This window comes from Pseudoalteromonas sp. MER144-MNA-CIBAN-0113, from assembly GCF_040308965.1.
GTDB lineage: Bacteria > Pseudomonadota > Gammaproteobacteria > Enterobacterales > Alteromonadaceae > Pseudoalteromonas > Pseudoalteromonas tetraodonis.
Genome location: NZ_JBEOOG010000069.1, coordinates 1 through 22,015, shown reverse-complemented (window position 1 = coordinate 22,015; position 22,015 = coordinate 1). Strand labels below are relative to the sequence as shown.

Below are 22,015 nucleotides of genomic sequence, written 5' to 3'. Positions count from 1 at the left end.
TCCAATCGTTCTTGGTCGAAAGATCGGATCTCGGAACAGGCATTTAGTTCAATTTTCTTAAACGAGATTCAGGTTAAATTAATATTATGCTGTTTTAATAGTGCGGCTTGTTCACTATTAATTTGCGCATAAAGCGGCTCACTTGGCCAACAAGGTAGTTTTTTCACATCAACAAGTGGTTGATATTCAGCATCTGATTTCAAAGTAACTTGTTGCTGTAACTTAATTACCTCAACAAAACGTTCACCCTGCTCATTTAGGCTGGGTTCCAGGTTTTGCAATTGATGGAAATATTCAAACTTAACCCCTCTTTTTTTTAGTAGCTCATACAGTGGAGCAAAAATGACATCGCCCATCCCCGCTTACATTTTCCACATGACGCCACCGCGATAACACAGCGCAATACGTAACATAGCTAGTGATGCAACCCCGGCTTCAACATTAGGCTTACTGATGTCTCCATCAGCGTAAGCAAATACTAAATCATAAAATCCCCGTATTGGCGCAGAACTAGCGCTGTAATGCTCATTTGCCCCATTTCTTATCAGCCACTTTCTAAAATCAAATTTGTTTATGACCCCAAACCTATCTCGATATACTTTGTCTTTGACCAGGCCAACCAACATTGCAATAGCAAGGTCTGCACAAATATATAATCGTCTAAGCTGCGCATTATTGTCTAATAACTCAATCATTTCGCTATTTAGCCAACGCTTTAGTTTTCTAACTATATACCAAATGACAAGGCCATCTTTTTTCTCTTGTACTTGGGGTTTTAATGTATTGTCAGCGTGAGCAAACTGATTTAATTTACTTATTAATAAGCTGGGAGTAGAGGCTATTTCACTTGAGTATTGTTTTATATCATCAGCAAAGTGTTGCCAAGTTTCCTCTGTATCATCAACCAAGTCCGCTATTTGTTGATGTAAATGGCGTAATAAAGACTGATCACGAGATTTTTTTGTGCTCAGTTTTATATTTTTATTGGCTTTTTTTGCGGCTAATTGTAAATCCAGTATCCACTTTTTTAGCCAAGCTAGGGTCATTTTAATAAAGTCCCATGGCGTAATATCCAAACTACCCTCCGCAGGATTTCCAGGTAATAAGGGGAAATCTATTGGCCATGTTTGCCATTGTTCATTAATATATTCTTCTAGTGCTATAAAACTATGCGGCTTTAAAGCTTGCTGCCATGTAGATAAAGGTGAATCGACTGGGCGTTGTAACTGAGTGTAAACCGTTTCTATAGTTTTAAAGCTATTTACATAAGCACCAAACCATACATGCAAGCCATGCTCTTCAATACGCTGCCCACGAGCCGTATTACGGCCACTTGCGCCTTTACCACCTAAACGCCAACCTTGTTGGTATACAGTAATAGTTCGATGCTGTTGCCAATCACGCTGCTCGGTTAAATACAGTGCAGCAGTCATAGCCGATACACCGCCACCAATTATCACAATTTTTTCTTGGCCCATGATAAATCCTTCTCAGCAATTTAAATCTTAGTTGCGGCTAACTGGTCAAAATCCATTTGAACATAAAATGGTAAGTGCAGCGCTTGACTACCTAACTTCAGACCAAACATATCGGCAAGGGGGAAAATATCTAATTTATTAAGATGTAACGTAAACTCAGGTTTCAGAAATTTAAAGCGATGTATTTTTTTAATCATAGAGGGTGAGTGCATTACGCTTTGGTATACCGCTGAATCACTACTGCCATCGGGAAATTGCTTAAACAATATTTGATCCATTTGTGGATTAACAAACCCACTCAATAGCTGCTTTAATAATGACAAATCAATGCCTAAATGTTTACGAGAAAACAAATTTGCTACTTGCTCGCCAAAATCATCTAGGACAGAGAAAAAGTCATTTTCGTGCCCCTGAGAGTTTATTGTAATTGTAAATAACTCATGCATTTGCAGCTTTGATTCAGGCGAAAAATGATCAAAGCATTCTAAAGATAGTGAAAAATTCGAAAGCTCAGTTACACACTCGGGCATAATGTAATCACATAAATATTTATTATAGCCCCACGTTTCGCGACCATTTATGAGTGCATAAATGTTATTAACGCAGATAAATGCAGGATACCAATATAGGTAGGTTATATCCTCATCTTCAACTTTAGCGACAGGCAACCAGATGATAATATCTGTTTCTTGCATCCAACCATGCTGATCGAAAGGCGGTGTCATTGAGGCTATTTTTTCAATATCTGTAAATGTAATAAGTGCAAACTCGCCAAGTATTTTAAAACGAATATTCCCTTTAACGCCTACGTTTAGCGTTGAATCAATATATCTTTGTGATTTAGCTAATTCTACCTCAGCAAAAAAGCCATACATATTCGCATTGTGCATACGACAAGGCGGCTTTGCTATTGGATTAGATAAAAAATGTTGATATGGCGTAGATAGTGAGCTCATTTGACCCCCTCAGTTAAAAACTGAGTATAGTCAGATATATTCGGGTCTGTTGACCTTTGCGAATTAATATTTATGGCTATATGTGAATTCCACGCGATTCAAAGTATTTTAATAAATTGCTTGCAAAGTAAAATGTTGTGAAGTAGTATGTCAGCTTGGCTATAAAAAGCCCTAGCGGTTAACCTCTTTACCCTGATCCAGTAAGCCCCGCAAAACGTATATTCAAAAGCTAAGTTATTGTACGGCGAGAACCCCTATTAATACCTTGATGATTTATTTTTAATATCATCGTAAAAGTGTCATAAAGATCGTCAACACTGTAATGAAGCTAAACACAATTAGATTATTTATCATCTGTAATGTGCTTTAAGAAAAAGCCCAGAATAAATAACAAAAATAAAGTGAGTTTTATTATGTCATACAAATATAACGGATCTATGATCCAAATAGCACATCCAGTGCAATCAATTTCGGTTAACAAACATCGTGTAATCTTTAGCGATACACAAGGTTTGAAAAATGCATTGTTTCAAAAAGCAAGTGATGCACGTCAATTTGTAAAGTGGCTCAAAGCCAGCTAATTATTATTGATAAGTTAAACACTTATAAATAAATCTAAATGCCAGCGTAAAGCTGGCATTTTACTTTTTGGTGTATTATTGACTACACTTAAATCCTTGTTTATTTATTCGTTGTAGTGCAAATGCGGTTTTCGTGGTTAATACTGTTAGTCTGTGTATTTTTAAGCACAAAGTGTAATGCCAGAACAATAAAATGGTTAACACATGATTTTGCGCCCTACTACATTATAAGCGGGCCGAACAAATCCCAAGGTCGTGACGAAAGTATTATTTCGCTTTTAGAACAGCAGCTGCCGCATATTACCTTTGAAAGAGTGATCATCCCCTCAGGTAAAGTGATTCAGGAACTCGCAAACCTGCAGTCTAATGCCTGTGCTTTGTCGCTCTATAAGAATAAATACCGCGAAGAGCGTGTTTATTTCACACATCAAAGCTCTACAGCAGGGCTTTCGCCATCAATTGCCATGCATACCAAGCTAAGTAGTGCGCTAGAGATTGAAGACGCTAAACCGGTGTCATTAACCAATTTATTAGTTAATAAAAAGCTTACCTTAGGTGTATCTATGAATCGCTCCTATGGCAGTGAAATTGATAAAATAATCAACACCACACCCGGTATAAATCTGGTCATTCGACCAACCCGCGATACCCTAAGTACGCTAACATATATGCTTAACCTTAAAAGAATTGATATTTTATTAGGTTACCCAAGTGAGCATTATTATTTAGCAAAAACAATGGGCTTTACTGATAATTTAACCCAGCGGATGCTCACTGAAGCACCAGAAATAAGTTACGGTTACATTGGCTGTACTAAAAACGAGCAAGGTGCAGAGGATATTGCTACGCTTAATCAACAACTCAAACTGATTAAGCAGACTGAAGACTATAAACAGATATTAACTCGGTGGTTACCAAGTCATTTAAAACCCAAATTAGAAGCACATTTACAATAATAAAAAGCTAAGCGTGTTACTAATTAGCGCTTAGCTTTTTTAAAATAGTCTTACTGGCGAATACCTTCAATAAATAAACCAATATCAACATGGGTAGATGCTGGGCCTAAGTTATAGTCAATACCGTAGTCGGCCAGTTTTAAGCTAGTTTCTCCTTCAAAACCAACACGGTAACCACCCCATGGATCTTTACCTTCACCAATTTTATCTATTTCAAAGGTAATTGTCTTCGTAACACCGTGTAGAGTAAAGTCACCGGTTACTGTGGCTTCTTCACCGTCTTCGTCAAACTTAATCGCTGTACTCTTAAAGCTTGCCTGTGGGTATTTGCTTACGTTTAAAAAGTCACTACCACGTAAGTGTTTATCACGTTCTGCGTGATTTGAATCTAGGCTTGCCGTATCAATATTTACACTAATTTGAGACGCATTTGGATTTTTAGCATCGTAGTTAAATTTGCCATCAAAGGTATTAAAACGACCGTGCAGCCAGCTGTAGCCTAAATGTTTAATCTTAAAGTTTACAAAAGCATGCGCACCTTTTGTGTCAATAACATAATCTGCGGCATTCGCAGTGGTCGCTGTCATAAACATCGCTGCTGATAACGCTGAAGTTAAAAATAATTTTTTCATTTTAATCATCCTTTTGTAATGTGATCATTCTAATTAATGTTTTATCTTTATCGATAAAGTGATGTTTTAGCGCACCTAACACGTGCAATACTACAAATCCAATTAATAAGCATGCGCTATAGAAATGGATTTGCCCGGCTATATCAGCCTGAGAATCAAACGCAAAGTCGATAGCTTTTACATAAAAAAAGCCAAATACTTCTATGGGTCGTCCATCAGCCGTCGAAATTAAATACCCTGACACCATAATGATCAGTAAAAACAGATACATTAAAATATGTGCTGTTTGGGCTAATTGATTTAACTGCTTGTTACTGCCAATCGGACTTGGTTTAACACTAAAGTGTCGCCATAACAGCCTAAAAACAAAAACCGCTGCTAAGCTAAGGCCAATGCTTTTGTGTAGGTCTAATGATCCTTTATACCAACTATCATAATAAGTCAGCTCAACCATATATAAACCTAAACCAAACAGACCAAACACGGTCAGCGCCATCAGCCAGTGTAAAAATATAGCCACCACGCCATAGCTGGTTTTTGAGTTTTTAAACATTCCCTACTGCCAATCTCTTATTTAGTAATAACACTACGATATAATGATTAAGTGGTGATTAAAATAGCATATGCAAACACTCATCGTGCATATACGCACAGTAAAATGTATAAGATTAGTATAATTGCAAATGATGTTGAGAAGGAATTAGCTAGCAGCTGACTCGTTAAGAGACACGTATATTTGGCTATCAGGTTCAACCTGTAAGCAGGCAATCAGGCCCTCTTTTATTAGTTCCAACATGGCGATAAAACTAACAACAACCCCACTGCGTCCCTCTTCAAAGGTAAATAATTGAGTAAACGCAACAGGCGTTTTTGATTGGGATAAGGTATTTAAAATCAAGCTCATACGTTCACGCGTTGAAAGGCTTTCAGCGCTAATTAAATGATGCTCGAATGTTTTTGCACGCGCCATCACATCACTTAAAGCCAACAATAAGTCTTTAATGGCAAGGTCAGGTAATGGCTGATTTTTTTCTGCTAATTCGGGCACGCTTGCCTGCGCTATAAAGATATCGCGGCCAACACGAGGTAGGCTGTCTATATTTTCGGCCGCTTTTTTAAATTGTTCGTACTCTTGTAAGCGTTTTATAAGTTCGGCACGAGGATCGTCTTCTTCTTCTAACTCTTCATGAACAGGCAGTAACAGCCGCGATTTAATTTGTGCCAGCAATGCCGCCATTACTAAATATTCACCAGCGAGTTCTAGCTGGAACTCGCTCATCATTTCTACATATTTAACATACTGCTCAGTAATGCTAAAAATAGACAACTCAAGAACATCTAGCTTATGCTTTTTAATTAAATAAAGCAGCAGATCCAAAGGCCCTTCAAAGGTTTCTAAAATAACTTCAAGGGCATCAGGCGGGATATATAAATCTTCGGGTTTATCAACAACGGCTTTACCATGTAAAAAAGCCAGAGGGAGCTTTTGCTGCACTGGCATATCAGGTGTTGGCGTTGATGATAGCGTCTCAGACTGTTTCATTGTTATTCAAATGGAGCCGTATCACCGCAACCAACACGAAGAATTTGAATATCATCTTCTGATAAATCAATCACTGTGGTCGCCTGCTCAGGTAAATACCCACCATGAATAATTAAATCCACTTGTTTATCAAGGCGCTCTAAAATGTCATCGGGATCAGCTTGAGTAAACTCTTCGCCCGGTAAAATAAGTGAGCACGACATTAAGGGCTCACCCAGCTCAGCTAATAAAGCACACGCTATTGGGTGCTCTATAACACGTATGCCTATGGTTTTTTTCTTGTCGTTTAATAACCGCTTAGGCACTTCTTTTGTACCTTTAAAAATAAACGTGTAAGGCCCTGGGGTATTATTTTTAATAAGCCTAAACATTTGGTTATCAACACGCGCATAAGTAGACAGCTCAGATAAATCACGGCATACCAAAGTAAAATTGTGATGTTTTTCAATACCACGAATACGTTCAATGCGCTCTTTAGCTTGCTTATTACCTAAATTACAGCCTATCGCGTATCCTGAATCTGTAGGATACACAACTACGCCGCCTTGTTTAATAATATCAACAGCTTGAGAAATTAATCTAGGCTGTGGATTATCTGGATGTATATGAAATAATTGACTCATAATGCAACTCCTTCGTGCTTTTCCCATGTTTGCCAAACCCCTTGGCAATCTTTAGGTAAGTATAAATTTTTTCCAAGTTCTAAATAGCTAGTCGGAAAATGAAAATCAGAGCCTTGTGAGCAAAGTAGTTCGTATTCTTGGCTCAATAGCCCTAAAAACTGACGTTCACTTGGCGCCTGCTGCGGCTGCGCAACTTCCATTGCATCTCCGCCTACTGATTTAAATTCCACTAACAATTTACGTAGCCACTTGTTCGACATTTTATAGCTACTTGGGTGCGCTAAAACGGCCACCCCACCTGCGGCATGAATCGCCGCAATAGCTGTTTGCATATCACACCAATTACTTGGCACGTAACCAGTTTTACCTCGCCCTAAATACTTTTTAAATACCCCAGGAAAGTTTTTAGCTACACCACGCTCAATCAATGCTCTGGCAAAGTGAGCGCGAGTAATTTGTGCATTATCGGCCAGCTCGCGAGCTTGTTGGTAAATACCATCGAATCCGTTTTTATTTAGTCGATGGCCAATCTCTATTGCGCGAGTTTCACGTTTTTGCTGCTGCTCGCTCAGTAGTGTATGCAAGGTACTATCGTTGGTATCAATATTTAGTCCAACAATATGAATTTCAAAACTTTCCCACTTGGTTGATATTTCAACCCCGTTAATAAGTTTAAGCGGCAAGTTTTCACGTTTGATAAAAGCCTGTGCAGGTTCAATAGCAGCCACCGTATCGTGATCGGTAATGGCAAATACATCAATATTTTTATCGACTGCTCGCGCTAATAATTCCTCAACGGTTAAATGGCCGTCTGAGTGCGTGGTGTGACTATGTAGGTCGTATTTTATCAAATGAAAACTACTTAAATTTAGGGTTTAACGGTGTTTCACCCAGTATAACAAGTTTTTTAACTAAATTGTTTTAAATAAACACTTGACACAAAAGCAGTTGATACGTTTTACTGTAGCCACTTTTAGACATTAAAGAATTAACAACAATGAAAAATACAATTCACAACATCATTTGGTGGTGGCACTCTTAAAATCAAGGGTGATGAATTGTCGTGTCTAAACAAAAAATTCTAACCCGCTACCATGCGGGTTTTTTTATCACTAAATTTTGCAATAAAAGATTAACAGGAATTAAAAACATGAATAACGTAAACACTCTTACACATCATTGGTGGTGGCGCCTGGCATAGCGGGACGGTAATGGTCTATCTATAATTTAGACATCGTTATTCAAACCCCGCACTGCTTAGCATTGCGGGGTTTTATTTTTTTTAGGGGATGAGGTTTGATTTTTAGTCATATAACAACAACACCAGGTGAAGTGACCAGCATAACGCAAGTACGAGACTACATAAGTAGCCCACTTGCATTGTATGCCGCACTTGATAAACCTAACTCACTATTACTTGAATCTGCAGAGATAGATTCTAAAGATAGCGTAAAAAGCTTAATACTCGTTGATTGTGCACTGCGTATTGTCTGCCAAGGCAACCAAGTGAGCGTAACAGCACAATCAAATAACGGGCAGCAGTTACTCAGTTATTTACAAGCTAATGTAAAAAACTGCGCATCACAGTTATCCGATACCACACTAACACTGGAGTATCACCCAGCAGATGACACCATTGACCAAGCCAGTAAGCTGATTGCAGATAACGCTTTTAGCGCATTACGCACCTGTTTAAATAGCATCAAAAGTACCACTAACAATCCATTCTCGGTGTTTTTAGGCGGTGTATTTGCCTACGACATGGTGGCTAATTTTGAACAGCTAACCGATGTACCCGACGGGGAAAACACCTGTCCAGACTATGTTTTTTATTTAGCAGAAACACTGGTTGTTATTGATCATCAAAAACAAACAACGGAATTAATTGGTAACGTATTTAATGGCCCTGATGTACATGCAAACTGCTTTGAAGTAGGCAAACAATTAGAGCACTTGGATACATTATGCGACCACGCTGCTGATTTTAGCGCACCAAGCCAAACTGGCGACTGCCCAGTGAGTGTTGATATTAGTGATGAGCAATACTGCCAGCAAGTAATTAAGCTCAAGCGACACATAGTCGATGGCGATATTTTTCAAGTGGTGCCTTCTCGTACCTTCTCACTACCCTGTCCTGACTCTTTACATGCCTACAGCCAGCTAAAAAAACAAAACCCTAGTCCGTACATGTTTTATATGCGCGATGAAGATTTCTCATTATTTGGCGCATCTCCTGAGTCCGCGCTTAAATACGAAGTTCAGTCTCAACAGGTCGAGGTTTATCCGATTGCCGGCACACGCCCTCGCGGCAAATTTGCTAATGGACAAATCAACCCTGATTTAGATAGCCGTATTGAGCTTGAGCTTAGAAACGATCAAAAAGAACGTGCAGAGCATTTAATGCTAGTTGATTTAGCGCGTAATGATGTGGCCCGCATTAGCGTGCCGGGTACGCGCCATGCCAAAGAGCTATTAAAAGTAGACCGTTACTCACAAGTAATGCACTTAGTGTCGCGCGTGGTGGGGAAATTAAAACCCGAACTAGATGCCCTACATGCTTATCAAGCCTGTATGAACATGGGCACATTAGTGGGCGCGCCAAAGGTAAGAGCTGCAGAGCTTGTGCGCCAAACCGAAGGAAAACGCCGCGGCAGTTATGGCGGCGCAGTTGGCTATTTAACTGGTGATGGTGCAATGGACAGCTGTATTGTTATTCGTGCCGCCTTTGTTAAAAATAATATTGCTTATGTGCAAGCTGGCGCTGGGGTTGTGTTTGATTCAGACCCAATGTCAGAGGCTAACGAAACCCGCGCTAAAGCACAGGCGGTGATCACCGCGATTAAATCGACATATGAGGCTGTATAAAATGAGTGAAGCACACCCTATTAAAATTTACTTTTTAGATAACTTTGACTCATTTAGCTATAACCTTGTTGATGAACTAACAATGCTAGGTGCTGAGTTAGTTGTTTACAGAAATAACATTAGCGCTGAAGTAATATTCAACAAAATGCAGGCAGAGCATAAGCAGGTATTATTGGTTTTATCGCCAGGCCCAGGGGCACCGAGTGATGCGGGCTGCCTAATGGAATTAATTAGCCTGTGCAAAGGTAAGTTCCCGATGCTGGGCATTTGTTTAGGCCAACAAGCACTAACACAAAGTTACGGCGGAGTAATCGGTCATGCTGGTGAAACCGTACATGGTAAGTCATCAATTATTGAGTTAGACGATCATCCGGTGTTTAATGGGATGGGCAGCACTATGCCAGTGGCCCGTTATCACTCATTAATGGCCACAAAAGTGCCTGATAACTTAGCGGTTATTGCAAAGTATCAAGATATTCCAATGGCTATTTATCATCATCAAGACACTGCACTGGGTTATCAATTCCACCCAGAATCTATTTTAACGCCCAATGGCGCTATGCTGCTGCAGCAAAGCGTTGCTTATTTAACGCGTGCCAAATAAAGGGAACATTATGACTACACAATTACAAAACTCGCTTAATGTTCAACAGGCTATTGAGCACGTTATTGCCAAGCAATCATTGAGCTATGCACAAGCAAAAACACTTTTTGATCAAATAATGCAAGGGAATATGAGCGATATTGAGCTCTCTGCACTGTTAATTAGCCTTAAAATGAAAGGTGAAATAAGCGATGAAATCGCTGGTGCTGCGGCCTCAATGCGTGAAAACGCCATGGCATTTACAACCATTAAAACTCAACTTGCCGATAGCTGTGGTACCGGTGGCGATGGTTCAAACACTATCAATATCAGTACAACCGCGGCAATTGTGGCAGCCGCTGCCGGTGTTAATATGGTAAAACATGGCAATCGCAGTGTATCGAGTAACTCGGGGTCTGCTGATTTACTCAAAGCCTTGGGGATCAATATTGATATGACTCCCACGCAAGCGGCTAAATGCCTTGAACATACAAATTTTACCTTTTTATTTGCACCGCACTATCACAGCGGCGTGCGCCATGCGATGAACGTTAGAACCACTTTAAAAACCCGTACTATTTTTAATATTCTTGGGCCGCTAGCTAATCCTGCTGCCCCAGATGTTCAATTACTCGGGGTATACGATGAATCTTTGTGCCTACCTATGGCGCAAACTCTTCATACTCTGGGCACTAAACGCGCTATGATAGTTCACGGCTCTGGCACCGACGAAATTGCCTTGCATGGCCCAACACAGGTTGTTGAGCTGGATAACGGCAAAATCACCCAATACACACTCAACCCTAGTGATTTTGACCTTGCAAACTATTCACTTGAACAATTAGCCGGTGAAGGCCCACAATACAATGCAAACGCCAGCCTTGCCATTTTACAGGGCAAAGGTAGCGAGGCACATAACGCCGCTATTATTGTTAACGTTGCTGCATTGCTGTACTTAACTGGCCAAGCACAATCGTTAAAACAAGGTGCACAAATAACACACTCATTATTACGTTCAGGCAAGGCCATGGACACACTAAATGCAATTATTGAGGTAAGTCATGGCTAATGTATTAGACAAAATTATTGCCGATAAAAAAATAGAACTCATTGAACGCAAAGCGGCACGCCCACTTGAGAGCTTTAAGCATCAAGCTGAACCGACTGAGCGTAGCTTTTATCAAGCGTTAGCAGCACCTGGCACGCAGTTTATTTTAGAGTGCAAAAAGGCATCGCCTTCTAAAGGGTTAATTCGTCAGCCGTTTGATTTAACAGAAATCACCCAAGCGTACAAGCAGTATGCCACTTGTATGAGTGTATTAACTGACGAAAAGTACTTTCAGGGTAGCTTTGATTACCTTGAGTTTGTGCGCAGCCAAGTAGAGCAGCCACTTATTTGTAAAGACTTTTTTATTGATGAATACCAAGTTTACATGGCACGTATTTATGGTGGTGACGCTATTTTACTGATGCTATCAGTGCTTGACGATGAGCAGTATAAAGCGCTGCATGCCGTCGCCGATTCGTTAAATATGTCGGTACTAACTGAGGTGAGTAACGAAGAAGAAGTGCATCGTGCACTGGCACTCAATGCACAAATAATTGGGATTAATAATCGTGACTTGCGCGATTTAAGCACCGACTTAGCCACAACCGAACGACTACGTAAGCTTATTCCTAACGATAAAGTGGTTATTTCAGAGTCAGGTATTTATACCCATCAAGATGTAAAGCGTTTAGCGCCTTTGTGTAATGGTTTCTTAATTGGCAGCTCATTAATGGCTGAGGCTGATTTATTACAAGCGTGTCGCCGCGTAATTCTAGGCGAAAACAAGGTTTGTGGATTAACCCGTAATCAAGATGCCATTGCGGCTTACGACAACGGTGCACTTTATGGCGGATTAATTTTTTATCCAAAATCACCGCGCTTTGTCGATTTAGATTGCGCCAAAGAAATCAGCCAAAGTGCCCCTTTAAAATTTGTTGGGGTGTTTGTTAATGCCGCCATAGCAGAGGTTGCTGAGCACGCTAAACAACTAAAACTGTCTGCTGTTCAATTACATGGCCAAGAAGATGAACATTACATTGCATCGTTACGTAATGAACTACCACATCATTGTGAAATATGGAAAGCACAGGCCATCAAAGATGCTTTGCCTCAACCTATTACAGGAGCCGATCGCCATTTATACGACACCCACAGTGATTCACAGGCTGGCGGCACAGGCAAAACATTTGATTGGTCGGTACTTCGCGATGCCACGACCCCATTTATGCTTGCTGGCGGCTTAAACCCAGACAATATTAGCGATGCACTTTTTCAAGGTGCTCTTGGGCTTGATTTAAATTCAGGTGTTGAAGAGTCTCCAGGTAAAAAGTGTGCAAACAAACTACATCATGCTTTTACAAGTATCAGAAATTATTGAGGTTAAAATGCAAAATCCAGCTTATTTTGGCGAGTTTGGCGGTATGTTTGTACCCGAACTGCTTGTCCCTGCGCTTAAGCAGTTAGAAAACGAATTTAATAAAGCACAAAAAGATCCTGAATTTCAGGCAGAGCTAAGCAAATTACTTAACGAGTATGCGGGTCGTCCTACCCCGCTTACTTTAACGCGTAACTTAGTTAAAAACCCAAAAGTAAAACTGTACTTAAAGCGTGAAGATTTACTCCACGGTGGTGCGCACAAAACAAACCAAGTTTTAGGCCAAGCACTGCTTACCAAACGTATGGGTAAAAAGGAAGTGATTGCTGAAACAGGCGCCGGCCAACATGGCGTTGCAACGGCACTTGCCTGTGCGTTACTTGGACTAAAATGCCGCATTTATATGGGTGCAAAAGATGTTGAACGCCAACAACCAAATGTATTTAGAATGAAGCTAATGGGCGCTGAAGTTATTCCGGTAACCGCAGGCTCGGGTACATTAAAAGATGCGGTTAACGAGGCACTGCGTGATTGGTCTGCCAATTATCAAGAGGCTCATTACCTTTTAGGTACTGCAGCGGGTCCTCACCCATTCCCGACTATTGTACGTGAATATCAAAAAATTATTGGTGAAGAAGCAAAACAACAAGTACTTAAAGCCGAAGGCCGTTTGCCTGATGCGGTTATTGCGTGTGTAGGTGGTGGGTCTAACGCAATTGGTATGTTTACCGATTTTATTGATGAGCCAAGCGTTAAACTCATTGGCGTTGAACCTGCAGGTAAAGGGTTAGACACGCACGAACATGGCGCAACCATCTGTAAAGGAACAAAAGGTATTTTGCACGGTACTTACACTTATATTATGCAAAATACAGATGGCCAAATTGAAGAGTCTTACTCTGTATCGGCGGGACTAGATTACCCCGCAGTTGGCCCTCAACATGCCTTTTTGCACGAAACTGGCCGTGCTCAATATGTCGGTATTACCGATACCAAAGCACTTGATGCCTTTCAAGCATTAGCTAAACACGAAGGGATTATTCCTGCGCTTGAATCAAGTCATGCGCTAGCCTATGCCCTCGAATATGCAGAAGAGCAAACGCAAGACAGTATCATTGTTATTAATTTAAGTGGTCGTGGCGACAAAGACTTAGCCCACGTACACAAGGTATTATCAGAGGAAGGTCAACTATGAGCCACGTAAAAACTGACCGTTATGGACAAATGTTTGCCGCGCTTAAAGAGCAAAACCAGGGTGCTTTTGTACCGTTTGTAACCATTGGCGATCCAGGTAAAGCGCAAAGCATCGAAATTATTAAAAGCTTAATTGATGGCGGTGCTGACGGGCTTGAATTAGGTATTCCTTTTTCCGACCCGATTGCCGATGGCCCTGTCATTCAAAAAGCCAATATTCGTGCCTTAAACGTGCATATTAATACGCAAGACTGCTTTGATATTATTAAAGAGATCCGTGAATATAACGCCGACATTCCAATTGGTTTGTTATTATATTCAAACTTAATATTTAAACGTGGCTTAGAAAAGTTTTACACCGATGCAAAAGCAGTGGGTGTTGACTCTATTTTAGTGGCTGATGTGCCATTACATGAGTCTAAAATGTTTAGAAAAGCCGCCATGGCCAATGGTATCGACCCGATTTTTATCGCTACACCGAACGCCAGTGACGATACCCTGCGTGAATGTGCATCATACGGCCGTGGCTACACCTACTTGCTTTCTCGTGCTGGGGTAACAGGTACAGACACCAAAGCACAAATGCCAGCAACCCATGTGGTTACGCGCTTACAAGAGTACCACAGTGCACCTGCATTATTAGGCTTTGGTATTTCAACGCCTGAAGATGTAAAAGCGGCACTTAAAGCCGGTGCTGCGGGGGCTATTTCGGGCTCTGCTGTGGTAAAAATTATTGAAGCAAACTTAGATGATTTAGATGCAATGACCACGCAGCTAAAAACATTTGTAAGCGATATGAAAGCCGCTACTGCACTTTAATAGCAAGCTGTGTTTTATCATTATCAATAAAAAAGGGCATGTAATATGCCCTTTTCTATTTAAAAGCCCACAGCTAATGCGCTTGGTGCTTACCTTCGAGTATTTCTTCAATAAATTTTGCATTAAATGCATCTAAATCTGCAGGGCTGCGGCTAGTGACTAAGCCGTTATCAACACACACTTCTTGATCTACCCAATGAGCTCCGGCGTTAATTAAATCGCTTTTAATACTAGGGAAAGAAGTCACTTTTTTATCTCTGAGCTTATTAATTTCAGCTAATAACCACGGCGCGTGGCAAATAGCGGCCACGGGTTTGTTTTTCTTAGCTCCAAAAAAGCCATCAACAAACGCTTTGGCATCTGTATTTTGACGTAAGCTATCGGGATTAAACAAACCACCCGGCAGTAAAAGTGCATCGTAGTCGGCAGCATTGGCATCGGCAGCTAATTTATCAACGGTTACTTTTTCACCCCAATTATCTTTATTCCAACCAGTGATCTGCCCTTCTTTAATAGACACCACCTCAATATCGGCGCCCGCCTCTAGTAATGCGCTTTGCGGCGAAAGTAGCTCGCTTTGTTCAAATCCATCGGTGGCTAAAATGGCAATTTTTTTACCTTGTAAACGGGTGCTGCTATGTAAATTACTCATTAAATACTCCTTATCTTATTTTTTGATACACAGAGAGGTTTGCATATCACATACCAAAAATAAAATACTGATAATATTGGCGTTTTATATAAAGAGATGAGAGTGCTATGTAAATTATTTACAGTGGTTGCAGATACTACACAGCCACTTAGTAATAATAAAAATAGCCTGCAAGGTACATGCTTTGTTTGAATAACAAAACTCCCTTACAGGCATTGACAATTAAAGGCTGTCTTTTAACGCTTTGGCTGGCTTAAATACGGCTTTATTAGCCCCTTCTATTTCTATTGCTTCGCCGGTTTGTGGATTACGACCTGTACGGGCTGGGTAATAACTTAATGCAAAAGTGCCAAAACCGGATATTTGTACCTGATCGCCTTCAGACAATGATTTGGTAATCACCTTTTGTAAGCTGGTTAACGCTGCTTGTGCGTCTTTTTTTGTTAACTCGCTTGTGTGTGCCATGGCTGTAACAAGTTCTGCCTTATTCATTTTTTGCTCCTAAATACACGCGCTGGCTTTAGCCAACTAGCGTGGCAATACAATGATGTAAAAATAAAAGCAGGCAGGCTAAGGGTTACAAGGGGGTAAGTCAACCTTAACCAAGGGCTAAGGGGCTTAGTGAAAGTCATTGGGTTTAAATATAATCAGCTTGGCTGTTTTATAGTCATAAAGATGACTTAATCGCTTGCTAAGATGAAATAAAAATCACCGTGAGCAAACGTGAACGCTAATCAATACCGCTGGTTTGAATTTACCTTTATTTTTATCATCCTGCCTTTAATTGGCTTTAATATTCGCCAGTATTTATCTAACTGGCTTATTCCAGCACTGATCATTTTAATGAGTGTGTGCTGTATGCTGCTGCTAAACGACATTCACTTTAAGCGCTTTAGATTAACCAGTATGGGGCAGTTTTCTGCTGTGAAGCGCCGTATGTTTAGCTTTTTCTTTATTGGCGCATTATTTTCAGGGGTGTTTTATAACCTACTCTACCAAGGACACTGGTTTACTTTACCGCGTGAAAACCTCACCGATTGGCTGATGCTATTGTTGCTCTACCCTTTGTTGTCGGTGATCCCCCAAGAGTTAATATTTAGAACCTACTTTTTTCATCGCTATAAGCGCATTATGCCCAGTAAATGGTTGCGCATTATTATTAGCGCCAGTGTATTTGCATTGGCACATATTATTTACGCCAATTGGATAGCTGTTAGTTTAGCGTTTGTCGGTGGCTTACTATTTGCCTATACCTACGCGCAAAGCCGCTCAACTTTTGCCTGTGTTATTGAGCACAGCTTATGGGGCATTTGGATGTTTACCCTAGGGATTGGTGACTACTTAGATTCGGGTGCACTGAATTAACTAACCGCAATAAAAAAGCCGCGACATGCGCGGCTTTATTAAATTAGTTTTTAATTAAAAACCAAAAATACTGATATTAAAAAACTTGGTCGCAACGGTATTTACAAAAATAAGCAGTAAAATCGCTGGGATAAATGTTTGTAGTGAAAAGTTAACGTACTTTTCCATAAAGCTATTCGCATAATTAGGCGAACCTTGTCTTAGCTCTTCACTTAAACGAACCTTCTTCCATTTATACATTACGAACAAACACACCATTAAACCATTGAGTGGTAAAATAGTGTCGTAGAACACGTCATATACAATATCAAAAAAGCTCTTGTTACCACTGCCGTAGCTAGTGAAGGTAGTTAGGCTGTCAATCATACCAAACGACATAATACACATAATGGTTAACACACCGGTTGATAAGGTAAGTATGCCTAGCGCTTTTTTACGGCTAATGCCTTTACGGTCGCTGAGTGTGGCAGTCGGCACTTCTACAATTGATACCAACGATGTAATTGCAGCAAAAAATACCAGCAAAAAGAAAATAAACGCCACTGCAGAGGCACCAAAATAGCCAATATCGTGTTGTAACGCTAATAAGATTTTTGGTAAGTACACAAAAATCATTGAAACTGACGAGTCAGATAACTTTGTTGGATCGGTATTTGGGTCAAAGCTAAAAATAGCCGGTAACACCATTAAGCCTGCAACAAAGGCAACTAATGAGTCGGTAATGGCAACCATTTTCGCACTGCCCACAATGTCATCTTTTTTAGAAATGTAAGAGGCATACGTAATTAAAATACCCATACCTAACGACAATGAGAAAAACGCTTGGCTCAATGCGCCATTAAGAACACTGGCATTCATTTTACTAAAATCAGGAATAATATAGTACTTCACACCCGCCATTGCGTTATCAAGGGTGAGTACATAACCCACTAATATAATAAGCATGACAAATAACGCCGGCATCAAAAATTTAGCCGCTTTTTCTATGCCATCTTTTACGCCACCGACCAATATTAAGTTAACAATCACCACAACCAGTGCCATGTAGCCAAACACCGTGTAGCTGTTAATAAACTCATCAAAGTGCCCAGGGTTTGCCAACTTATCCAAATTACCAAATGCGGTTTGGCTTAAGTAACCAAAAATCCACACCGTGATCACCATGTAAAAAACGGCAATCATAAATGGCGTTAACACGGCTAAAAAGCCAGCAAACTTCCATTTCTTATCGTTATTGGCTAACGCTTTGTATGCACCAAGAGGATCTTTTTGTGCGTGGCGACCCATAGCCATTTCGGCCATCATGACGGGTAAACAAATGAATGCGACGAACAAAGCATAGACGAGCAAAAATGCACCACCGCCATTCTTAGTCGCAGAAACTGGAAAGCCTACTAAGTTACCAATGCCCACAGCAGAACCCGCCGCTGCTAATATAAATCCTAAGCGGGAGCTAAAGTGCTCTCTATTTTCACTCATGTAATAACCTTGTTATTATTTATCTTATCCAAGGGACTCTACCAGTGTTACACAACGCTTTTCAAGCAATTACCGCGTAAAAAAACATTCTTGCTGTAAACATCGCCATAAACACTTTTAATTCACCATTTATCAACGCTATGCTAGTATGCAGTTAATTAAATTTAACAAGTTTTGAGAGTATTTTTATGTTGTATATGATTTATTCAACGGACGTCCAGAACAGCTTAGAGCACAGAAAAGCTGCTCGCCCTGCTCATTTAGCACGTTTACAAACGCTAGAAAACGAAGGTCGACTATTAACAGCCGGACCCCTTCCAGCGGTTGATAGTGAAGACCCTCAAGATGCGGGCTTTACTGGCTCTTTAGTGATTGCTGAATTTAACTCTTTAGAAGATGCCAGAGAATGGGCCGCAGATGATCCTTATGTTGCGGGTGGCGTATATGAAAACTCAATTGTTAAACCATTCAAAAAAGTGTTCCCTGCTTAACATTAACGTGAGTTCCCTTGTTTAACTGCAACCAGTAATTCAGGGTTTGTTCACTCATTTTTAATTAGACTTTGTCTTATAAAAATTTAAATACTCAATAGAGTAATTAAATTTTAGTGGCTTAGTTTTTTAGGCTAAGCAGGTATGTTCTAGGAGTTTCGTAATGCGTGTATTATTAACACTCAATTTAATTGCTGTTTTTTGTTTGGCTAATGTTGCCCATGCAAATAATACTAACAGCACACCCGATAAAATTGAGATAAGCAAAAAGAAAGCAGTAATACTTGCAAAACAAACCACAGACGGTACAACATTAAAAATTTCAGAAGAAACACAATTTTATACAGTACGAATTTTAAAAGCTGACGGCCACGTCGTCGATTTGAAGATAAACAAAAAAACTGGCGAAGTGAAAAAGGATTAACCAATGCGAATTTTAGTAATAGAAGATGATTTACATTTGGCAGATAATCTGCGCAATGCATTAGAAAAAGAGCGTTACAGTGTTGATTTATGTCACGATGGCGAAGCGGGCCTTTTTCATATAACAGAATACCCTTTAGACATGGCAGTGGTTGATTTAGGCCTGCCTAAAATAGATGGTATAGAGCTTATAAACAAAGCCCGCGCCCAAGGGATCACTATCCCTATTTTAATTTTAACGGCGCGCGATCGCTGGCAAGACAAAGTTGAAGGCCTCGATGCGGGCGCTGACGACTACCTAACTAAGCCATTTCATGTTGAAGAACTCATTGCTCGCTGTAATGCGCTTATTCGTCGAAGTGCAGGTAAAGCAAACCCAGAAATGACAGCCGGCCCTATTAAAATTCATACGCGTTCACAACAAGTGTGGGTAAACGACAAAGAGCTAAGCTTAACCGCATACGAATATAAAGTACTTGAATACTTAATGGTTAACCCGCAAAAAGTAATTTCAAAGTCTGAGTTAACAGAACATATTTATGACCAAGATTTCGATCTTGATTCAAACGTCATTGAAGTGTTTGTATTGCGTTTACGTAAAAAGCTCGACCCAGACGGTGTGCTTAACCCAGTAGAAACACTACGTGGGCGTGGTTACAGGCTTAAAAGCCAGTGGTAGCACCGCAAATTTCGTTAAAAATAAGGCAAGGATTTATCCTTGTCTTTGTTTTATTAGTCGCCTTACCCATTTTGTTTTACTCCATAGGTAAGGCGTATTACGCGTCACTTGTTGATGCCACCGAAAAAAACCTCGAAGCGCACCTGTATTCACTCATCTCCGAGGTTGATTTTACAGAGCGTGGTATTATTATGCCCAGCTCTATTTTAACCCCCGAACTCAACAACTTAAATTCTGATACTTATGCCATGATTTACCGTGACGATGTGCCTATTTGGCATTCTGAGTCGGCGGTTAACGTTAACTTTGTTCCCCAATATATAGAGCCCAAAGCCGGTGCCGCAGATTTTAGACGCGTGGTTTATAACAACACCGCCTATTGGCAGTTAAGCTTAACGGTCATTCTTAATAATATTGACCAGTCAGAACAAGCACGATTTATTTTATTAAAACGCAACGATGCCCTACTGCGTTTAATGGACGGGTTTAAACAAACCTTAGTCGATTGGATGTTTATAATGGGCATTGCCATTGCAGGGTTAATGGCTATTGGTTTTATTTGGAGTGCAAGGCCGCTGCAGCGCCTAGATAAAGAAATAAAAGCTATTGAATCAGGCGATATTCAAGAAATTAAAGGCTTATACCCCGTTGAACTACAAACAATAAAAGCCGACCTCAACCTATTGTTAGAGTCGCAGCAGCGCCAAAAAGAGCGCTACAGAGCCTCACTCAGTGATTTAGCACATGCACTTAAAACGCCGTTAGCTGTATTAAAATCAAGCCCACTGGCCAACGATGCCGACGCACAAGAACAACTTGACCGAATTAATGTGATGATCGAGCACCAATTAAAACGTGCTGCTACTGGGGCTTCCGATACATGGAAAAAGCAAACTCCCATCAAACCGGTTATCGACTCTATCTTAAGTGCAATGGGTAAGGTTTATCGCGATAAAGACATCATATTTAATTGCAAAGTGAGTGATAAAGATTACTTTTTAGGCGATAAAACCGATTTAATGGAGTTATTAGGTAACTTAATAGATAATGCCTGCAAAGCCTGTCGCTCCCAAGTAAGTATTGACGTTTCACAAGCTAAAACACTTAGCATTAGTATTTGTGATGACGGCCCGGGTATTCAACCAGACAAACGCGAGTCATTGCTTCAACGCGGTACTCGCCTTGATACTTACGAAAGTGGCCATGGTGTTGGCATGGCGATTGTATCTGACTTGGTGAAGTCGTATCACGGGTTGTTAACTATTTCTCACTCGCAACGTTTGGGCGGCGCAAAATTTATTCTCGAGTTTAATTACCATGAAAAAAAATAACTATATCCTTTTTTTTACTCTAGCTCTGTTATTTGCTTGGGCTTTTCCAAGCGTTGCAGCGCCGCTTGAATGCACACTTGAAAAAAACGCCCTACCCGAACAAATCAAAGCATATACACAATGTTTAGATGCCAAACTAAATAGAGTACAGCAAGAACAAGATAGCTGGATCCAAAAGCGTACCTTTGAACTATCTGCATTAGAAAGCGAAACCGGCAACACCCAAATTTTGTCATTATTTAAGCTAAGCATTAACGCTAAAGACAACTACATTCAAAGAAGCTGCCAATGGCGCTACATGCTAAAACAACCTAATGCACAACAAGCCGTTGTTACCTACAAAGAGTGTGAAATAGCCATGACCGAGCAATTTATTCAGCAGCTTAAAACGTCTCTTTAATTAGCTCATAGGGAAGCGATTTATGTTGTGGCTTGGTAATTAAGTGAATAGTTTATTGGTGTTTTGGGAAGTGCAGCCTTAAAGACTGCATTTTTGTAGTTATATAGTTTGAAATGTGATTACTCTGACCATACCGCAAATTCATTTCCACTAGGATCGCTAAAGTGAAATCGTCTACCACCGGGAAATGAAAATGTAGGCTTAATTATTTTGCCTCCTGCTTTTTCAATTTTATTTTGAGTCGCTTCAAGGTCATTACTGTATAACACAATTAACGGGCTTCCGTTTTTAGTAGAAACAACTAAATCAGATTTAAAGAAACCACCATCAACCCCTTGCGCGGTAAAACTACAATATTCTGGGCCATAATCTACAAATGACCAGCCAAACACCGTACTGAAGAAAGCCTTTGTAGCTGCAATATTTTGTGCAGGAATTTCAATATAGTTAATTTTATTATTTTGATGCGTAATACCATGATGCCGATCGCTCAATACCATTCAAGCCGATCACTTTTTTGTCTGTCAGTAGACCTCAGTAAA

At 40.3% G+C, this 22,015-nt stretch carries 26 protein-coding genes; 14 read left to right on the top strand and 12 right to left on the bottom strand.

The window, feature by feature from the left end:
• Positions 1-68: 68 nt before the first annotated feature.
• The 3 genes from AAEY57_RS15390 to AAEY57_RS15380 are packed head-to-tail and all read right to left on the bottom strand — an operon-like array spanning position 69 to position 2,434.
• On the bottom strand, positions 69-356 hold the full coding sequence (locus AAEY57_RS15390) for a hypothetical protein (RefSeq protein ID WP_350608171.1): 288 nt from the start codon (positions 354-356) through the stop codon (positions 69-71).
• A 6-nt stretch (positions 357-362) separates the two neighbouring features.
• Positions 363-1,478: an NAD(P)-binding protein gene (locus AAEY57_RS15385; RefSeq protein WP_350608170.1), complete on the bottom strand. Its 1,116-nt coding sequence runs from the start codon at positions 1,476-1,478 to the stop codon at positions 363-365.
• A 20-nt stretch (positions 1,479-1,498) separates the two neighbouring features.
• Positions 1,499-2,434: an acetoacetate decarboxylase family protein gene (locus tag AAEY57_RS15380; RefSeq protein WP_350608169.1), complete on the bottom strand. Its 936-nt coding sequence runs from the start codon at positions 2,432-2,434 to the stop codon at positions 1,499-1,501.
• A 413-nt stretch (positions 2,435-2,847) separates the two neighbouring features.
• Between AAEY57_RS15380 and AAEY57_RS15375 the strand changes: the two genes are divergently transcribed.
• Positions 2,848-3,015 carry a hypothetical protein gene (locus AAEY57_RS15375; protein ID WP_007375427.1) on the top strand — a complete coding sequence of 56 codons (168 nt, stop codon included), beginning with the start codon at positions 2,848-2,850 and terminating at the stop codon, positions 3,013-3,015.
• Between the two features lie 122 nt (positions 3,016-3,137).
• A complete protein-coding gene (locus tag AAEY57_RS15370; RefSeq protein ID WP_036954547.1) occupies positions 3,138-3,971 on the top strand; it encodes a transporter substrate-binding domain-containing protein in 834 nt (277 codons plus the stop codon).
• Positions 3,972-4,021: 50 nt separating this feature from the next.
• On the opposite strand, the gene AAEY57_RS15365 is transcribed toward AAEY57_RS15370, so the two are convergent.
• The 5 genes from AAEY57_RS15365 to rnm form a co-directional block, all read right to left on the bottom strand.
• Positions 4,022-4,603 (bottom strand): YceI family protein, encoded by a 582-nt coding sequence (locus tag AAEY57_RS15365; RefSeq protein ID WP_013465075.1) that lies wholly within the window; start codon positions 4,601-4,603, stop codon positions 4,022-4,024.
• Position 4,604: 1 nt separating this feature from the next.
• A complete protein-coding gene (locus AAEY57_RS15360; RefSeq protein WP_024603087.1) occupies positions 4,605-5,156 on the bottom strand; it encodes a cytochrome b in 552 nt (183 codons plus the stop codon).
• Between the two features lie 147 nt (positions 5,157-5,303).
• On the bottom strand, positions 5,304-6,146 hold the full coding sequence (locus AAEY57_RS15355) for a segregation and condensation protein A (RefSeq protein WP_350608168.1): 843 nt from the start codon (positions 6,144-6,146) through the stop codon (positions 5,304-5,306).
• 2 nt (positions 6,147-6,148) lie between these two features.
• Complete coding sequence (locus AAEY57_RS15350; RefSeq protein WP_350608167.1) at positions 6,149-6,769, bottom strand: L-threonylcarbamoyladenylate synthase; 621 nt, start codon at positions 6,767-6,769, stop codon at positions 6,149-6,151.
• Complete coding sequence (rnm, locus tag AAEY57_RS15345) at positions 6,766-7,620, bottom strand: RNase RNM (RefSeq protein WP_024603090.1); 855 nt, start codon at positions 7,618-7,620, stop codon at positions 6,766-6,768. The genes AAEY57_RS15350 and rnm overlap by 4 nt, the downstream gene beginning before the upstream one ends.
• Before the next feature lie 445 nt (positions 7,621-8,065).
• Between rnm and AAEY57_RS15340 the strand changes: the two genes are divergently transcribed.
• The 6 genes from AAEY57_RS15340 to trpA are packed head-to-tail and all read left to right on the top strand — an operon-like array spanning position 8,066 to position 14,653.
• Positions 8,066-9,634: an anthranilate synthase component 1 gene (locus tag AAEY57_RS15340; protein WP_024603091.1), complete on the top strand. Its 1,569-nt coding sequence runs from the start codon at positions 8,066-8,068 to the stop codon at positions 9,632-9,634.
• Between the two features lies 1 nt (position 9,635).
• The gene (locus AAEY57_RS15335) at positions 9,636-10,238 is read left to right on the top strand and encodes an aminodeoxychorismate/anthranilate synthase component II (RefSeq protein ID WP_013465081.1); all 603 of its coding nucleotides are present in this window, start codon (positions 9,636-9,638) and stop codon (positions 10,236-10,238) included.
• Positions 10,239-10,248: 10 nt separating this feature from the next.
• Positions 10,249-11,286, top strand: a complete 1,038-nt coding sequence (gene trpD, locus AAEY57_RS15330) for an anthranilate phosphoribosyltransferase (RefSeq protein WP_273002321.1) — start codon at positions 10,249-10,251, stop codon at positions 11,284-11,286.
• Positions 11,279-12,643 (top strand): bifunctional indole-3-glycerol-phosphate synthase TrpC/phosphoribosylanthranilate isomerase TrpF, encoded by a 1,365-nt coding sequence (gene trpCF, locus AAEY57_RS15325; protein ID WP_273002323.1) that lies wholly within the window; start codon positions 11,279-11,281, stop codon positions 12,641-12,643. Before trpD ends, trpCF begins: the two co-directional genes overlap by 8 nt.
• A 7-nt stretch (positions 12,644-12,650) precedes the next feature.
• Positions 12,651-13,835: a tryptophan synthase subunit beta gene (gene trpB / locus AAEY57_RS15320; protein WP_010390233.1), complete on the top strand. Its 1,185-nt coding sequence runs from the start codon at positions 12,651-12,653 to the stop codon at positions 13,833-13,835.
• Positions 13,832-14,653: a tryptophan synthase subunit alpha gene (gene trpA, locus AAEY57_RS15315; protein ID WP_028835137.1), complete on the top strand. Its 822-nt coding sequence runs from the start codon at positions 13,832-13,834 to the stop codon at positions 14,651-14,653. The genes trpB and trpA overlap by 4 nt, the downstream gene beginning before the upstream one ends.
• A gap of 73 nt (positions 14,654-14,726) precedes the next feature.
• Here the strand turns inward: trpA and AAEY57_RS15310 are convergent, their stop codons facing one another.
• Both AAEY57_RS15310 and AAEY57_RS15305 read right to left on the bottom strand, forming a co-directional pair.
• On the bottom strand, positions 14,727-15,305 hold the full coding sequence (locus tag AAEY57_RS15310) for a type 1 glutamine amidotransferase domain-containing protein (protein WP_013465085.1): 579 nt from the start codon (positions 15,303-15,305) through the stop codon (positions 14,727-14,729).
• A 222-nt stretch (positions 15,306-15,527) separates the two neighbouring features.
• Positions 15,528-15,797 (bottom strand): HU family DNA-binding protein, encoded by a 270-nt coding sequence (locus tag AAEY57_RS15305; RefSeq protein WP_036954530.1) that lies wholly within the window; start codon positions 15,795-15,797, stop codon positions 15,528-15,530.
• A gap of 231 nt (positions 15,798-16,028) precedes the next feature.
• On the opposite strand from AAEY57_RS15305, the gene AAEY57_RS15300 reads away from it, so the two are divergent.
• A complete protein-coding gene (locus AAEY57_RS15300) occupies positions 16,029-16,670 on the top strand; it encodes a CPBP family intramembrane glutamic endopeptidase (RefSeq protein WP_024603097.1) in 642 nt (213 codons plus the stop codon).
• A 54-nt stretch (positions 16,671-16,724) separates the two neighbouring features.
• Here AAEY57_RS15300 and AAEY57_RS15295 read toward each other — a convergent pair whose 3' ends face one another.
• Entirely contained in the window at positions 16,725-18,149 is a 1,425-nt protein-coding gene (locus tag AAEY57_RS15295) for a sodium-dependent transporter (RefSeq protein WP_013465088.1), read from the bottom strand.
• 188 nt (positions 18,150-18,337) lie between these two features.
• Between AAEY57_RS15295 and AAEY57_RS15290 the strand changes: the two genes are divergently transcribed.
• The 5 genes from AAEY57_RS15290 (at position 18,338) to AAEY57_RS15270 (ending at position 21,473) form a co-directional block, all read left to right on the top strand.
• Entirely contained in the window at positions 18,338-18,640 is a 303-nt protein-coding gene (locus tag AAEY57_RS15290) for a YciI family protein (protein ID WP_016900387.1), read from the top strand.
• Between the two features lie 163 nt (positions 18,641-18,803).
• The gene (locus AAEY57_RS15285) at positions 18,804-19,064 is read left to right on the top strand and encodes a PepSY domain-containing protein (protein WP_016900388.1); all 261 of its coding nucleotides are present in this window, start codon (positions 18,804-18,806) and stop codon (positions 19,062-19,064) included.
• Positions 19,065-19,067: 3 nt separating this feature from the next.
• Positions 19,068-19,742, top strand: coding sequence for a response regulator transcription factor (locus tag AAEY57_RS15280; RefSeq protein WP_008109187.1), 675 nt, complete (start codon positions 19,068-19,070; stop codon positions 19,740-19,742).
• Positions 19,736-21,073 carry an ATP-binding protein gene (locus AAEY57_RS15275; RefSeq protein WP_024603099.1) on the top strand — a complete coding sequence of 446 codons (1,338 nt, stop codon included), beginning with the start codon at positions 19,736-19,738 and terminating at the stop codon, positions 21,071-21,073. Before AAEY57_RS15280 ends, AAEY57_RS15275 begins: the two co-directional genes overlap by 7 nt.
• Positions 21,060-21,473, top strand: coding sequence for a hypothetical protein (locus tag AAEY57_RS15270; protein WP_024603100.1), 414 nt, complete (start codon positions 21,060-21,062; stop codon positions 21,471-21,473). Before AAEY57_RS15275 ends, AAEY57_RS15270 begins: the two co-directional genes overlap by 14 nt.
• 119 nt (positions 21,474-21,592) lie before the next feature.
• Here the strand turns inward: AAEY57_RS15270 and AAEY57_RS15265 are convergent, their stop codons facing one another.
• Positions 21,593-21,967 carry a VOC family protein gene (locus AAEY57_RS15265; protein WP_350608166.1) on the bottom strand — a complete coding sequence of 125 codons (375 nt, stop codon included), beginning with the start codon at positions 21,965-21,967 and terminating at the stop codon, positions 21,593-21,595.
• Positions 21,968-22,015: the final 48 nt, after the last annotated feature.

Excerpts from the sequence above, each read along its gene's own strand:
- AAEY57_RS15390 (WP_350608171.1), bottom strand. The coding sequence starts at position 356 with ATGGGCGATGTCATTTTTGCTCCACTGTATGAGCTACTAAAAAAAAGA.
- AAEY57_RS15385 (WP_350608170.1), bottom strand. The coding sequence starts at position 1,478 with ATGGGCCAAGAAAAAATTGTGATAATTGGTGGCGGTGTATCGGCTATG.
- AAEY57_RS15380 (WP_350608169.1), bottom strand. The coding sequence starts at position 2,434 with ATGAGCTCACTATCTACGCCATATCAACATTTTTTATCTAATCCAATA.
- AAEY57_RS15375 (WP_007375427.1), top strand. The coding sequence starts at position 2,848 with ATGTCATACAAATATAACGGATCTATGATCCAAATAGCACATCCAGTG.
- AAEY57_RS15370 (WP_036954547.1), top strand. The coding sequence starts at position 3,138 with ATGCGGTTTTCGTGGTTAATACTGTTAGTCTGTGTATTTTTAAGCACA.
- AAEY57_RS15365 (WP_013465075.1), bottom strand. The coding sequence starts at position 4,603 with ATGAAAAAATTATTTTTAACTTCAGCGTTATCAGCAGCGATGTTTATG.
- AAEY57_RS15360 (WP_024603087.1), bottom strand. The coding sequence starts at position 5,156 with ATGTTTAAAAACTCAAAAACCAGCTATGGCGTGGTGGCTATATTTTTA.
- AAEY57_RS15355 (WP_350608168.1), bottom strand. The coding sequence starts at position 6,146 with ATGAAACAGTCTGAGACGCTATCATCAACGCCAACACCTGATATGCCA.
- AAEY57_RS15350 (WP_350608167.1), bottom strand. The coding sequence starts at position 6,769 with ATGAGTCAATTATTTCATATACATCCAGATAATCCACAGCCTAGATTA.
- AAEY57_RS15335 (WP_013465081.1), top strand. The coding sequence starts at position 9,636 with ATGAGTGAAGCACACCCTATTAAAATTTACTTTTTAGATAACTTTGAC.
- trpD (WP_273002321.1), top strand. The coding sequence starts at position 10,249 with ATGACTACACAATTACAAAACTCGCTTAATGTTCAACAGGCTATTGAG.
- trpCF (WP_273002323.1), top strand. The coding sequence starts at position 11,279 with ATGGCTAATGTATTAGACAAAATTATTGCCGATAAAAAAATAGAACTC.
- trpB (WP_010390233.1), top strand. The coding sequence starts at position 12,651 with ATGCAAAATCCAGCTTATTTTGGCGAGTTTGGCGGTATGTTTGTACCC.
- trpA (WP_028835137.1), top strand. The coding sequence starts at position 13,832 with ATGAGCCACGTAAAAACTGACCGTTATGGACAAATGTTTGCCGCGCTT.
- AAEY57_RS15310 (WP_013465085.1), bottom strand. The coding sequence starts at position 15,305 with ATGAGTAATTTACATAGCAGCACCCGTTTACAAGGTAAAAAAATTGCC.
- AAEY57_RS15305 (WP_036954530.1), bottom strand. The coding sequence starts at position 15,797 with ATGAATAAGGCAGAACTTGTTACAGCCATGGCACACACAAGCGAGTTA.
- AAEY57_RS15295 (WP_013465088.1), bottom strand. The coding sequence starts at position 18,149 with ATGAGTGAAAATAGAGAGCACTTTAGCTCCCGCTTAGGATTTATATTA.
- AAEY57_RS15290 (WP_016900387.1), top strand. The coding sequence starts at position 18,338 with ATGTTGTATATGATTTATTCAACGGACGTCCAGAACAGCTTAGAGCAC.
- AAEY57_RS15285 (WP_016900388.1), top strand. The coding sequence starts at position 18,804 with ATGCGTGTATTATTAACACTCAATTTAATTGCTGTTTTTTGTTTGGCT.
- AAEY57_RS15280 (WP_008109187.1), top strand. The coding sequence starts at position 19,068 with ATGCGAATTTTAGTAATAGAAGATGATTTACATTTGGCAGATAATCTG.
- AAEY57_RS15270 (WP_024603100.1), top strand. The coding sequence starts at position 21,060 with ATGAAAAAAAATAACTATATCCTTTTTTTTACTCTAGCTCTGTTATTT.